At 70.4% G+C, this 12,522-nt stretch carries 13 protein-coding genes; 10 read left to right on the forward strand and 3 right to left on the reverse strand.

Annotated features, from left to right (window positions below):
- Positions 1-116: 116 nt before the first annotated feature.
- The gene (locus OG230_RS13325) at positions 117-599 is read left to right on the forward strand and encodes an SsgA family sporulation/cell division regulator (RefSeq protein WP_328910410.1); all 483 of its coding nucleotides are present in this window, start codon (positions 117-119) and stop codon (positions 597-599) included.
- A gap of 11 nt (positions 600-610) precedes the next feature.
- Here OG230_RS13325 and OG230_RS13330 read toward each other — a convergent pair whose 3' ends face one another.
- Positions 611-1,978, reverse strand: a complete 1,368-nt coding sequence (locus OG230_RS13330; RefSeq protein ID WP_328910411.1) for an FAD-binding oxidoreductase — start codon at positions 1,976-1,978, stop codon at positions 611-613.
- A 97-nt stretch (positions 1,979-2,075) separates the two neighbouring features.
- On the opposite strand from OG230_RS13330, the gene OG230_RS13335 reads away from it, so the two are divergent.
- Positions 2,076-3,758 (forward strand): tetratricopeptide repeat protein, encoded by a 1,683-nt coding sequence (locus tag OG230_RS13335; protein ID WP_328910412.1) that lies wholly within the window; start codon positions 2,076-2,078, stop codon positions 3,756-3,758.
- A 180-nt stretch (positions 3,759-3,938) separates the two neighbouring features.
- Here OG230_RS13335 and hppD read toward each other — a convergent pair whose 3' ends face one another.
- Positions 3,939-5,084: a 4-hydroxyphenylpyruvate dioxygenase gene (hppD, locus tag OG230_RS13340; RefSeq protein ID WP_328910413.1), complete on the reverse strand. Its 1,146-nt coding sequence runs from the start codon at positions 5,082-5,084 to the stop codon at positions 3,939-3,941.
- A gap of 139 nt (positions 5,085-5,223) precedes the next feature.
- On the opposite strand from hppD, the gene OG230_RS13345 reads away from it, so the two are divergent.
- The 8 genes from OG230_RS13345 to OG230_RS13380 all read left to right on the forward strand — a co-directional run bounded on the left by OG230_RS13345 (position 5,224) and on the right by OG230_RS13380 (position 11,753).
- On the forward strand, positions 5,224-5,697 hold the full coding sequence (locus OG230_RS13345) for an Lrp/AsnC family transcriptional regulator (protein WP_328910414.1): 474 nt from the start codon (positions 5,224-5,226) through the stop codon (positions 5,695-5,697).
- 15 nt (positions 5,698-5,712) lie between these two features.
- Positions 5,713-6,360 carry an ABC transporter permease gene (locus OG230_RS13350; RefSeq protein WP_328910415.1) on the forward strand — a complete coding sequence of 216 codons (648 nt, stop codon included), beginning with the start codon at positions 5,713-5,715 and terminating at the stop codon, positions 6,358-6,360.
- Complete coding sequence (locus tag OG230_RS13355; RefSeq protein ID WP_328910416.1) at positions 6,353-7,612, forward strand: betaine/proline/choline family ABC transporter ATP-binding protein; 1,260 nt, start codon at positions 6,353-6,355, stop codon at positions 7,610-7,612. The genes OG230_RS13350 and OG230_RS13355 overlap by 8 nt, the downstream gene beginning before the upstream one ends.
- Positions 7,609-8,475, forward strand: coding sequence for an ABC transporter permease (locus OG230_RS13360; protein ID WP_328910417.1), 867 nt, complete (start codon positions 7,609-7,611; stop codon positions 8,473-8,475). The genes OG230_RS13355 and OG230_RS13360 overlap by 4 nt, the downstream gene beginning before the upstream one ends.
- A 17-nt stretch (positions 8,476-8,492) precedes the next feature.
- Positions 8,493-9,458 (forward strand): glycine betaine ABC transporter substrate-binding protein, encoded by a 966-nt coding sequence (locus OG230_RS13365; protein WP_328911389.1) that lies wholly within the window; start codon positions 8,493-8,495, stop codon positions 9,456-9,458.
- Positions 9,459-9,599: 141 nt separating this feature from the next.
- On the forward strand, positions 9,600-10,214 hold the full coding sequence (locus OG230_RS13370; RefSeq protein ID WP_328910418.1) for an ArsR/SmtB family transcription factor: 615 nt from the start codon (positions 9,600-9,602) through the stop codon (positions 10,212-10,214).
- 13 nt (positions 10,215-10,227) lie between these two features.
- On the forward strand, positions 10,228-10,416 hold the full coding sequence (locus tag OG230_RS13375; protein ID WP_328910419.1) for a hypothetical protein: 189 nt from the start codon (positions 10,228-10,230) through the stop codon (positions 10,414-10,416).
- A gap of 23 nt (positions 10,417-10,439) precedes the next feature.
- On the forward strand, positions 10,440-11,753 hold the full coding sequence (locus OG230_RS13380; protein ID WP_328910420.1) for an MFS transporter: 1,314 nt from the start codon (positions 10,440-10,442) through the stop codon (positions 11,751-11,753).
- Here OG230_RS13380 and OG230_RS13385 read toward each other — a convergent pair.
- Entirely contained in the window at positions 11,683-12,471 is a 789-nt protein-coding gene (locus tag OG230_RS13385; RefSeq protein ID WP_328910421.1) for a S16 family serine protease, read from the reverse strand. The genes OG230_RS13380 and OG230_RS13385 overlap by 71 nt on opposite strands.
- Positions 12,472-12,522: the final 51 nt, after the last annotated feature.

Consider the following 12,522-nt stretch of genomic DNA (forward strand, 5'->3'; position numbering starts at 1 on the left):
GGGAACAACTGAAGTTTTTTTGAGAAGTCGCGTAATAGGTGGCAGGGAGGGCGCTCTCTCCTTGTGCGGGCCGGTCGTGGGACCGGCCTCCGAGCACCGGAAGGTCGTGCACTCTCATGCTGAACGTCGTGGAACGCGAGCTGGAACTGAAGCTTGTCCTGTCCCCCGAGCGCTCCATCCCCGTCCCCGCCCGGCTGAGCTACCGCACAGCCGACCCGTACGCCGTGCACATCACGTTCCACATCGGCTCCGAGGCGCCCGTGCACTGGACGTTCGCGCGGGAGCTCCTGGTGGAGGGTGTGTTCCGGCCGTGCGGGCACGGGGACGTACGGATCTGGCCGACGAAGATCGACGAACGCAACGTCATCTGTGTCGCCCTGACCTCGCCGGACGGCAACGCCCTGCTGGAGGTGCCGTCCGCCGCCGTGGCCGCCTGGGTGGAGCGGACGCTGCGGGTCGTGCCGCCCGGGACCGAGACCGAGCGGCTGGGCCTCGACGAGGCGCTCGCCGAGCTGCTCGCCCCGCTGCCGGCCGACGACCTGTGGCTGAGTGACCCGTGGCCCTCGGACGAGTCCCCTTCCCAGGACGGTGAGGCGTGACGGTACGGGGGTCAGAAGAGCTTGCCCGGGTTGAGGAGTCCCAGCGGGTCGAAGGCGGCCTTGATGCCGCGCTGCACCTCGATGCCCACCTCACCCAGTTCGCGGGCGAGCCATTCCTTCTTCAGTACGCCGATGCCGTGCTCGCCGGTGATGGTGCCGCCGAGTTCGAGGCCGAGGGCCATGATCTCGTCGAAGGACTCGCGGGCCCGGCGGGATTCGTCGGCGTCCGTGTGGTCGAAGCAGACGACGGGGTGGGTGTTGCCGTCACCGGCGTGGGCGCAGACGCCGATGGTGAGACCGAACTTCTCGGCGATGGCGGCGGTGCCGTCGAGCATCGCGCCGAGCTGCGAGCGCGGTACGCAGACGTCGTCGATCATCGTGGCGGACTTGATGGTCTCCAGGGCGGTGAGCGACATCCGGCGGGCCTGGAGGAGCATCTCCGACTCGGCCGCGTCATCGGCGGGGACCACCTCGGTGGCTCCGGCGGCGGTGCACAGTTCGCCCACGGCGGCCAGGTCGGCGGCCGGGTCGGGGGTGTCGAAGGCGCAGAGCAGCAGCGCCTCGGTGGTCTCGGGGAGGCCCATGCCGGTCATCGCGTTCACGGCGTGGACCGTCGTACGGTCCATCAGTTCGAGGAGTGACGGGGTGTGGCCGCGCTCCATGATCCGGCAGACCGCGTCGCAGGCGGCTGCCGCGGAGTCGAACTCCGCGGCCAGGACGAGCTGCTGCGGCGGCTGCGGCTTCAGCGCGAGGACGGCCTTGACGACGATCCCGAGGCTGCCCTCGGAGCCGACGAAGAGCCGGGTGAGGTCGTATCCGGCGACGCCCTTGGCGGTGCGGCGGCCCGTGGTGAGCAGGCGTCCGTCGGCGAGGACGACGTCCAGGCCGAGCACGTACTCGGCGGTGACCCCGTACTTCACACAGCACAGCCCGCCGGAGGCGGTGCCGATGTTCCCCCCGATGGTGCACGTCTCCCAGCTGGAGGGGTCCGGCGGGTAGTACAGACCGTGCTCGTTCACGGCGCGCGACAGGACGGCGTTGACGACGCCCGGCTCGACGACGGCGATCCGGTCGACCGGGCTGATCTCCAGGATCCGGTCCATCTTCACCAGGGACAGCACGATGCAGTCGTCGGAGGCGTTGGCCGCCCCCGAGAGGCCGGTACGCGCGCCCTGCGGGACGACCGGGACGCGCAGCGCCGTCGCCGTACGCATGACGTGCTGGACCTGCTCGACCGTCCGGGGCAGCACGACGACGGCGGGCGTGCCCGCTTCGCAGAAGCTCGCCATGTCGTGGGCGTACGAAGCGGTGACGTCGGGGTCGGTGATCAGTGCCTCGTCGGGCAGACCTGCGCGCAGCTGTTCGAGAAGATCCTTCATGATCCAAGACTGACACCCGGGGCCAATGGTGTGAACCCGTCTGCGGCAGCCTTCGCAAGGCGCGGTGTGCTCTTCGTACTGACGCAGAGTGATCGGTATGGATGTCATGCCGCAGCAGGATCCGGAATCCCGTCAGCCGCCCGAGACCTATGGCTCCCCGGCGGGCGCGACCGCGCTCTCGCCGGAAGGTGCGACAGCCGTCGTACCACCTCCCCCCACGCTGCGCACGACCCTGCGCCGAGCCGCCTTCGGGGCGGTGGCTGCTGCCGTGCTCGTGGCGGGTGCGGTGGTGGCCGTGCCGGAGAACCGGAGGGATGGCGGGCCCCGCGTCCCCGGTCCGGTCGAGCGGGCGCAGGCGGCGACGGCCGCGGGCTCCCCCGCCGCGCTCCCGGACCTGACGGCCCTGATCGGCGACCGGCAGAAGTGGGTGGCCAGGCATCCGAAGGACGCCCCGTCGTGGGCGGTGCTCGGTTCGGCGTACGTGGAGTGGGGGCTGCGTGCTGCGGACGCGGCGTACTACACCCGGGCGGAACAGGCACTCCGGCGCTCGCTGGACGCGCAGCCCGGCGAGCGCGGCAACGGGGAGGCGTGGGTGGGCATGGCGGCGCTCGCCAACGCACGCCACGACTACCTCGCGGCGCGGAAGTGGGGCGAGGCGGTGCAGGCGCGGCAGCCCAGGACGTGGCGGACGTACGCGGTCCTGATCGACGCGTACAACGGTCTGGGCGACTACAAGGCGGCCGGCGAGGCGACGGAGAAGTTCGCCGAACTCCGCAAGGGGGTGCCCGCCCTCGCGCGGACGGCCCAGATGTACCGCGACCGGGGCTGGCGCGAGGACGCGCTCGCCACCGCCCAGGAGGCGGCGGACCGGGCGACGTCCCCGGCCGAGAAGGCGGACGCCCTGTACCGGCTGGGCGAGCTGGCCTGGGAGCGCGGTGAGCCCGAGGAGGCCGTGGCCCAGTACGGCGCGGCCCTGCGCACCGACGGCGGCCACCACCCCGCACGTGCGGGCCGGGCCCGCGCCCTGGTCGCCCTGGACCGCACGGACGAGGCGCTGTCGGACTACCAGACGGCGGTGGCGAAGCACCCCCGCCCGGAGTACGTCCTCGAACTGGGAGAGCTGTACGAGTCGTTGGGCTTCGACGGCGACGCCCTCAGCCAGTACACGAAGCTGCGCGGGATGCTGACGCGGGCGAAGAGCGCCGGGGTGAACGAGACCCTGGTCCTGGCCCGTCTGGAGGCGGACCACGGCGACCCGGCCACGGCGGTGCGGCTGCTGCGAACGGAATGGTCGCGTCAGCACCGCAGCGCCGCGGTGGCCGACGCGCTGGGCTGGGCGCTGCACCGCTCGGGGGACTCGGCGCAGGGTCTGGAGTACGCCCGCAAGGCCGTGGAGACGGGCGTACGGAACGCCTCGTACGCGTACCACCTGGGCGTGATCGAACGGGAGCTGGCCCAGTACGGCGCGGCCCGCCGCCACCTGGAGGAGGCCCTGCGCACCAACCCGGCCTTCTCCCCCCTGGCCGCCCCCCTGGCCGAGGACGCCCTGAACACCCTCGGCGAACCGGCGGACGGCGGCCCGAAGGACATGCAGCCGGCCGCACCCCCGACGAGCACCCCGGAACCGGCCCCGGAGCCGACTAGGTCGGCCTCGACGCCCCCGAAGAAGTCCCCGAGCCCCTCGACGAAGCAGACACCGTCGCCCTCCGCGACCGCCACCAAGACCCCTGCCGCACCGGCACGAACGGCCCCGTCGGCCCGCCCGTCCGGGAACGGGTGAGGTCATGAACGGCCGGATGCCCGGCGCCGCCGCAGGTCAGCGGTGGCGCCGGGCATCGGCGCGCGGAGATCCGGCGGTTCGCCTCTCCTGCGCGCCGGGCGGGAACGGGCTCCGGGAAGGGGCCCGTTCCGGTGTCTCGGCCGGGGAAGGAGGGCCGGGACGGGGTGGTGGCCGGTGGGGTCAGAGGTTGCCGCGCTTCTCCTGCTCGCGCTCGATCGCCTCGAACAGCGCCTTGAAGTTGCCCTTGCCGAAGCCCATCGAGCCGTGGCGCTCGATCATCTCGAAGAAGACGGTCGGGCGGTCCTGGACCGGCTTGGTGAAGATCTGCAGCAGGTAGCCGTCCTCGTCGCGGTCGACCAGGATCTTCAGCTCGCGCAGGGTCTCGACCGGGACGCGGGTCTCGCCGGCCCACTCGCCGAGCGTGTCGTAGTACGAGTCGGGGGTGTCCAGGAAGGACACGCCCGCCGCACGCATCGTGCGGACCGTCGCGACGATGTCGTTGGTGGCCAGCGCGATGTGCTGGACGCCGGCGCCGCCGTAGAACTCCAGGTACTCGTCGATCTGCGACTTCTTCTTCGCGATCGCGGGCTCGTTGATCGGGAACTTGACCTTGAGCGTGCCGTCGGCGACGACCTTCGACATCAGGGCGGAGTACTCGGTGGCGATGTCGTCGCCCACGAACTCCTTCATGTTGGTGAAGCCCATGACCTTGTTGTAGAAGGCCACCCATTCGTTCATGCGGCCGAGCTCGACGTTGCCCACGCAGTGGTCGATGGCCTGGAAGGTGCGCTTGGCCGGCGGCTCGACGATCGGGTCGGCCGAGACGAAGCCCGGGAGGTACGGGCCGTCGTAGCCGGTGCGCTCGACGAGCGTGTGGCGGGTCTTGCCGTACGTGGCGATGGCGGCCATCACGACCGTGCCGTGCTCGTCCTTGACCTCGTACGGCTCGGTGATGCCACGGGCGCCGTGCTCCACCGCGTAGGCGTACGCGGCGCGCGCGTCCGGGACCTCGATCGCCAGGTCGACGACGCCGTCGCCGTGCTCGGCGACGTGCTCCTCCAGGAAGCGGCCGTGGTCGGTGGACGCCTTGATGACGGAGGTGAGGACGAAGCGGGCGCCGCCGTTGGTCAGGACGTAACTCGCGGTCTCGCGGCTGCCGTTCTCCGGTCCGGAGTAGGCGACGAGCTTCATGCCGAACGCCGTCGAGTAGTAGTGCGCGGCCTGCTTGGCGTTGCCCACGGCGAAGACGACCGCGTCCATTCCCTTGACCGGGAAGGGGTCGGCCTGCCGGGCGGTGTCGGGGCTGGTGTGCAGAGTCTCAGTCATATCCGAAGGTTCTCGCCGCTTCGCAAGGTGCGCAACAGTTCGCGATCGGACTGGTCAATCTGCGCAGTGGGTATCCCCATGAGGGCCGCTTTCTGTACATGATGACCATCACATCACTGACCCTCCGGAGGCGGACCCCGTGGCGATCGACCGACTGGACGGGCGGCTCATCGTGCTGCTGGCCCGGGAGCCCCGTATCGGCGTGCTCGAAGCGTCGCGGCGCCTCGGGGTGGCGCGCGGGACCGTGCAGGCACGGCTGGACCGCCTTCAATCGAACGGGGTAATCCGGGGCTTCGGCCCCGATGTCGACCCGGCGGCCCTGGGCTACCCCGTCACCGCCTTCGCCACGCTGGAGATCAAGCAGGGCCAAGGAGCCGATGTCCGGGCCCATTTGGGCGGCGTTCCCGAGGTGCTGGAGTTGCACACCACGACCGGGCACGGCGACATGCTGTGCCGGCTGGTCGCCCGCTCGAACGCCGATCTCCAGCGCGTGATCGACCGGGTTGTCGGATTTGATGGCATTGTCCGGGCCTCCACGGCGATCGTCATGGAGAACCCGGTCCCTCTGCGCATCATCCCGCTGGTCGAGCAGGCCGCGGAGGACACCGACTGAACCGGGGAGTGACGCGTGAGCTTCTGGGAGTACCTGTCCACTCGGCACCAGCAACTGCTCACCGACGCGTTCCAGCACGTCAGCGCCGTCTTCCAGTGCATGGTCATCGCCACCGCGCTGGGCATCTTCATCGGCGTCGTCAGCTACCGGAGCAGCTGGGGCGGGTCCCTGGCCATCACGTCGACGGCGACGATCCTCACCATCCCCTCCCTCGCCGCGATCGGTCTGCTGATCCCGCTGGTGGGGCTGGGCGTACCGCCCACCGTCATCACGCTCACGCTGTACGGGCTGCTGCCCGTCGTCCGTAACTCCATCGTCGGGCTGCGCGGCGTCGATCCGTCCCTCGTCGACGCGGCGACGGGCATCGGGATGTCGCGGTTCGCCCGGCTGCGCAAGGTGGAACTGCCGCTCGCCTGGCCGCCGATCCTGACCGGCATCCGGGTCTCCACACAGATGCTGATGGGGATCGCCGCCATCGCCGCGTACGCCTCCGGGCCCGGCCTGGGCAACGAGATCTTCCGCGGGATCGCCTCGCTCGGCAGCGCCAACGCGATCAACCAGGTCCTCGCCGGCACGCTCGGCATCGTCGTCCTCGCGCTGCTCTTCGACGCGGCGTACGTCCTGCTCGGGCGACTGACCATTCCTAGGGGTATCCGTGTCTGAGACCGCGACCGAGGCCGAACCGAGCAGCACCGGGACCTCCGGGGCCACCATCCAGCTGGAGAACCTGACCAAGACCTACCCCGGCACCCCCAGCCCGGCGGTGGACAACGTCTCGATGGAGATCAAGGCCGGGGAGACGGTCGTCTTCGTCGGGCCGTCCGGCTGCGGGAAGTCGACCACCCTGAAGATGATCAACCGGCTGATCGAGCCGACGTCCGGCCGGATCAGGATCAACGACGAGGACGTCACCGACATCGACCCGGTGAAGCTCCGCCGCAAGGTCGGGTACGCGATCCAGTCGTCCGGCCTCTTCCCCCACATGACGGTGGCGGACAACATCGCTCTCGTACCGAAGATGGTCGGCTGGTCGAAGTCGCGGGTGAAGGACCGGGTCGAGGAGATGCTCGACCTGGTCGGTCTCGACCCGAGGGAGTTCCACGGGCGCTATCCGCGCCAGCTGTCGGGCGGTCAGCAGCAGCGGGTGGGAGTGGCGCGGGCGCTGGCCGCCGATCCTCCGGTGCTGCTGATGGACGAGCCGTTCGGTGCCGTCGACCCGATCACCCGTGACCACCTCCAGGACGAGCTGATCCGGCTCCAGCACGAGCTCCACAAGACGATCGTCTTCGTCACGCACGACTTCGACGAGGCGATCAAGCTGGGCGACCGGATCGCGGTGCTGCGGGAGCGTTCGCACATCGCCCAGTTCGATACGCCCGAGGCGATCCTGACCAATCCGACGGACGACTTCGTCTCCGGGTTCGTGGGTGCGGGCGCCGCGTTGAAGCGGCTCAACCTGACCCGCGTACGGGACGTGGGCATCGCGGACTTCCCGACGGTGACGGTCGACGACCCGCTCCAGTCGATCTTCAACAAGCTGCGCAGCGGCCCGCACAACGAGCTGCTCATGCTGGACCGCAGGAACCGCCCGTACAAGTGGCTGCGGCGCGGCGACCTGATGCGGGCCCGCGGCTCCCTGGCCCGCGCCGGGCAGTTGGTGCACGACACGGTCACCCGGGACGCGACGCTGCACGACGCGCTGGAGGCGGTGCTGATCGACAGCGGTGGCCGGGTGGCGGTGACGGGACGGCGCGGCGAGTTCATCGGTGTGGTCGACATGGTGACCCTCATGAACTCCGTGCAGGAGCTCCTGGAGGCCGACCGGCTCACGGCCATCGAGCACCAGCACGATCTGCAGGAGCTGCGGGCCCACCAGACCGAACAGGAGCTGGAGGGTGGTGGCACCCCCGAATGACTCCGAGCCATGAGGTGCCCCCCGGGCGCGGGGTGCCGGACAATCGCCCACCCGGCGAGCACGACGTCAGCGGCCACGCCTTCCGTGACGAGGAGGAGGACCCGGTCCCCGTGCCGGCCGGTCCGCCGCGCCGGATCACCTGGCAGAAGCTGGTCCTGGTGCCGCTCGCCCTCGCGGTGGTGCTGGCCATCACTTACGTATGGATCACCAACGTCCACCTCGACTCGATCGCCAAGAACTCGCTGGACGACGGCAACGTACGGCTGCGGGTCTGGCAGCACATCCAGCTGACGGCCATCTCCACCTTCTGGGTCCTGATCATCGCGATCCCCCTCGGGATCGCCCTGACCCGCCGGCGCCTGCGCAAGGGCGCTCCGGTCGTCACCGCCGTCGCCAACATCGGGCAGGCCACCCCCGCGATCGGGCTGCTGGCCCTGTTGGTGATCTGGCTGGGCATCGGCCCGCGCACGGCGATCATCGGCATGGTGATCTACGCGGTGCTGCCGGTGCTCTCCAACACGGTGGCCGGGCTGAAGTCGATCGAACCGACGCTGGTCGAGGCCGCGCGCGGGATCGGGATGTCCGGGGTGGGGGTGCTCTCCAAGGTGGAGCTGCCGCTCGCCGTCCCGCTGATCCTGGCGGGTGTGCGGACGGCCCTGGTGCTCAGCGTGGGCACGGCGACGCTCGCCACGTTCGGCGGTGGCGGCGGGCTGGGCGACCTGATCACGTCGGGCATCCAGACTCAGCGGATGCCGGTTCTGGTGCTCGGCTCCGTCCTCACGGTGGTGCTGGCCCTGCTGGTGGACTGGATGGCCTCGCTGGTCGAACTCTCGATGACGCCGCACGGACTGGAGGCACCGTGACCAGGGGCCGCCGAAGGATCCGGACCGCACTGGCGGGGCTCGTGGTGGCGTCCGTGGTGCTGGCCGGGTGCGGGCTGAAGAGCGGTTCGCCGATGGTGGACGAGGTCGCGCCGGGCTCGGTCGGCGGGGGCCTGCCGCTCAGCGGCGCTTCCCTGACGGTCACGTCGAAGAACTTCAGCGAGAACATCATTCTGGGCCAGATGATCGGGCTGATCTTCCAGGCGGCGGGCGCGGAGGTCCTCGACCGGACGAATCTGCCGGGCTCGATCAGCGCGCGCGAGGCGATCATCCAGGGTGACGCCGATGCGATGTACGAGTACACGGGCACGGCCTGGATCACCTACCTCGGCCATGCGAAGCCGATCGTCGACCCACTGAAGCAGTGGGAGGCGGTCCGCGAAGAGGACCGGGGCAACGGGGTGACGTGGCTGCCGCAGTCCACCCTCAACAACACCTACGCACTGGCCATCAGCAAGAAGAACAACGCGAAGTACAAGCTGAGGACGCTCTCGGACGTCGCCGCACTGTCGAAGAAGGACCCGGGAGCGGTGACGATCTGCGTGGAGAACGAGTTCGCCTCGCGCGACGACGGTCTGCCGGGCATGGAGAAGGCGTACGGGATGTCGATCCCCACCGCGAACATCCAGAAGATGGACGCCGGGATCATCTACACCCAGGTGTCGAAGTCCGACTCCTGCCTGCTGGGCGAGGTGTTCACCACGGACGGGCGGATCAAGGCGATGGATCTGGACGTGCTGGAGGACAACAAGCACTTCTTCCCCAACTACAACGCGGCGCCGGTCATCCACACGGCGACCTTCGAGAAGTACCCGGAGATCGCGGACCTGCTGGACCCGCTCAGCGAAAAGCTGACGACGGAGGTGGCGCAGGTGCTCAACGCCAAGGTGGACGTGGACGGCGAGGACCCGCACGAGGTGGCGCAGGACTGGCTGGTCGAGGAGGGCCTCATCGAGGAGGGGTGACGGGGGCACCGTGGGGCGGGCCCGGGCCGCCGGCGAGCCCGGGCCTCAGGGCGGGCCCTGCGGGGCGGAGCCCAGAAGTTCCAAAGAAATGCTTGCAAAGAACCTGTTGCAAAGGTGTCTTTGCAAGTCTACAGTCGTGGCATGACAGAGAACGAGGCCGGTCGTGAGGCCGGGCCGGCCGGCACCCCCCAGGTCCACTACGTCAACGCCCGCACCCTGCGCGGGCTGGCTCATCCGCTGCGGATGCGCCTGCTGAACACCCTGAGGGAGTTCGGGCCGGCCACCGCGTCCGGCCTCGCCGGCCGGCTGGGCGAGTCCAGCGGCGCCACCAGCTACCACCTGCGCCAACTGGCCTCGTACGGCTTCGTGGAGGACGCCCCGGAGCTCGGCAAGGGACGCGAACGGTGGTGGAAGGCGGTCCACCTGGGCACCGCGTTCGACAACACCGCCGACTTCCTGCGCGACCCGGACCCGGAGGTCCGCGACGCCATGGGCGTCATCCTGCACGAGGTCTCCACCACGCACGCCCAGGAGCTCAGCACCTGGCTCGGCACCATGCACACATGGCCCGAGGAGTGGCTCCACAGCTGGGACCTCAGCGACTTCAAGGTGCGCCTGACCCCCGAACTCTCGAAGGAACTGGCCGAGAAGATCCACGACCTCGTCAACAGCTACCGGGGCCAAGTCCCGGAGGACACCGAGGGCTCGGCCGTGGTCCGCACCCATCTGCACGTCTTCCCGCGCTCATCCGACTGAAGGGACCACCACCGTGCACCCCGACATCCACCTCCAGCTGCACACGTTCCGCTCCGCCGAACTGCACCACGCGGCGGCGGCGATCCGCCCGGCCCGCAAGGACCTCAAGGTCCGGCTGGGCTGGACCCTCGTCGAGCTGGGACTGCGCCTCGCCCAGAGCCGCCCCGCTCCCGCCGCGATGCGCGCACCTCGCACGGCCTGATCCACACAACAGGGGGGAACACCATGGGACACCGCACACCACTGACCGCCGTACTCGCGGCCAACTCCATATCCACCGCGGGTACATCGCTCACCCTGATCGGCGTCCCGTGGTTCGTCCTGGAGACCACGGGCAGCGCGGGCCGGGCCGGCGTCGTCGCCTTCTGCGCGACCCTGCCGATCGTCGTCGCCGCGCTGATCGGCGGCCCCGTCATCGACCGGATCGGCCGCCGCCGGGTCTCCGTCGCCTCCGACACCGTCTGCGGCACCGCCATCGCCGCCATCCCGCTGCTCCACTACGCGGGCGTGCTCGAATTCTGGATGCTGTGCGCGCTGATGGCGCTCAACGGCCTGGTCCACACGCCCGGGAACACCGCCCGTTACGTCCTCGTCCCCGACCTCGCCGAGCACGCCGGCACCACACTCGCCCGCGCCGCCAGCCTCTTCGACGCCGTGTCGCGCGGGGCCCGGATGGTCGGGGCGGCGCTGGCCGGTGTGCTGATCTCCTTCGTCGGCGCCGAGACCGTACTCCTGCTGGACGCGGCGACCTTCGCCCTGTCCGCGCTGCTGGTCGCGGCGGGGGTACGCGGAGTCAGGGCGGCCGAGCCCCGACCGTCGGCGGCGCCGGTGTCGCTGCGCGCGTACCGCTCCGAACTGCGCGAGGGCTACACCTACTTGCTGGGCAACCGGCTGCTGCTCGCCGTCGTGGTGATGGTGATGTTCATGAACGGCACCGACCAGGGCTGGAACGCCGTCCTGCTGCCCGTGCACGCCGAGGGCGAACTCGGCGGGGCCGCCGATCTCGGCCTGCTCACCGCGCTGTTCGGGGCGGGCGGGCTGACGGGAGCGCTGCTGTACGGGGCCGTGGGGCACCGTTTCTCGCGGCGAACGGTGTTCACGGTGTGCGTGGTCCTGTGCGGCGCACCCCGGTTCGCGGTCGCCGCGCTGACCGGTACGACGCTGCCGCTGGCCGTCACGATGCTCCTGGGCGGAGTCGCGGGCGGCATGCTGAACCCGATCCTGACCACGATGACGTACGAACGCGTCCCCGAGGAGCTGCGCAGCCGGGTGTCCGGGGCGCTCACCGCGGGCTGCGAGCTCGCCATGCCGGTGGGCGGTCTGGCGGCCGGCCTGCTGGTGGAGAGCCTGGGAGCGACGGGAGCGCTGCTCGCGATGGGCGGCGTCTACTTCCTGGCGACGCTGAGCCCGCTGGTCTTCCCCGCCTGGCGCACGATGGACGAGTCGGGACCCGCCACCGGGAAGAGCGTCAGCAGCCCGGGACCTTGCCCCCCTGCTCCAGCGCCCGCAGGGCGGACACCGCACCGCTCAGCGTCGTGACCGGAATCAGCCGGAGGCCCTCCGGCAGCTCGGCCTCCGCCTCCCTGCACTCGGCCTTCGGCACGAGGAAGACCGTCGACCCGTCTCGGCGGGCGGCCTGAGTCTTCAGGGACACCCCGCCGACGGCGCCGACCTTGCCGTCGGCGCTGATCGTGCCGGTGCCCGCGACGTTACGGCCGCCGGTGAGATCGCCGCCGGAGCCGTCACCGTCCAGCTTGTCGATGATGCCGAGCGAGAAGAAGAGCCCGGCGCTGGGCCCGCCCACATCGGTGAGATTCAGACTGACGTCGACGGAGCCGGGGGCCTTGTCGAGGTACTTCAGGGCGGCGTCGACGGCGACGTCCTGCGACTCCTCCATGTCCTGGAGGTTGTGCTGCTCGATCTCCTTCTCGGAGCCGCCGGTCGGGTAGACGGCGTCCCGGGGCATGACCGCCCGGTCCGTCCGGAACCAGCTGTCGATCACGTCACCGATCCCGACGTCGGCGGTCGGCCCGGTCGCGACGATCGTCGTCATCCGGAGCTGCCCCTCGGTGGTCCGGGTGGGCGCGCCCTTGATGGTGATCACCGGTTTCCCCTGGTCGTCCCCGAGGACGTCCGCGGTCAGCCCCGGCTGTGCCAGGGTGAACGGCAGGGGCGCGAAGGCGGCCGTACCGAACACCGCGAGGACGGGCAGCGCACAGAGAGCGAGAGCGCGGGGGCGCGAGAGGCGAGAGAGCACCCGCCCAATCTATCCGCGCCTCGCGGGGACGGACCCACAGGCACCCGCCCC

The sequence above is a fragment of the Streptomyces sp. NBC_00234 genome (assembly GCF_036195325.1).
Lineage (GTDB): Bacteria > Actinomycetota > Actinomycetes > Streptomycetales > Streptomycetaceae > Streptomyces.

Coding starts and splice junctions, on each gene's coding strand:
- OG230_RS13325 (WP_328910410.1), top strand. CDS start 117: ATGCTGAACGTCGTGGAACGCGAGCTGGAACTGAAGCTTGTCCTGTCC.
- OG230_RS13330 (WP_328910411.1), bottom strand. CDS start 1,978: ATGAAGGATCTTCTCGAACAGCTGCGCGCAGGTCTGCCCGACGAGGCA.
- OG230_RS13335 (WP_328910412.1), top strand. CDS start 2,076: ATGGATGTCATGCCGCAGCAGGATCCGGAATCCCGTCAGCCGCCCGAG.
- hppD (WP_328910413.1), bottom strand. CDS start 5,084: ATGACTGAGACTCTGCACACCAGCCCCGACACCGCCCGGCAGGCCGAC.
- OG230_RS13360 (WP_328910417.1), top strand. CDS start 7,609: ATGACTCCGAGCCATGAGGTGCCCCCCGGGCGCGGGGTGCCGGACAAT.
- OG230_RS13370 (WP_328910418.1), top strand. CDS start 9,600: ATGACAGAGAACGAGGCCGGTCGTGAGGCCGGGCCGGCCGGCACCCCC.
- OG230_RS13380 (WP_328910420.1), top strand. CDS start 10,440: ATGGGACACCGCACACCACTGACCGCCGTACTCGCGGCCAACTCCATA.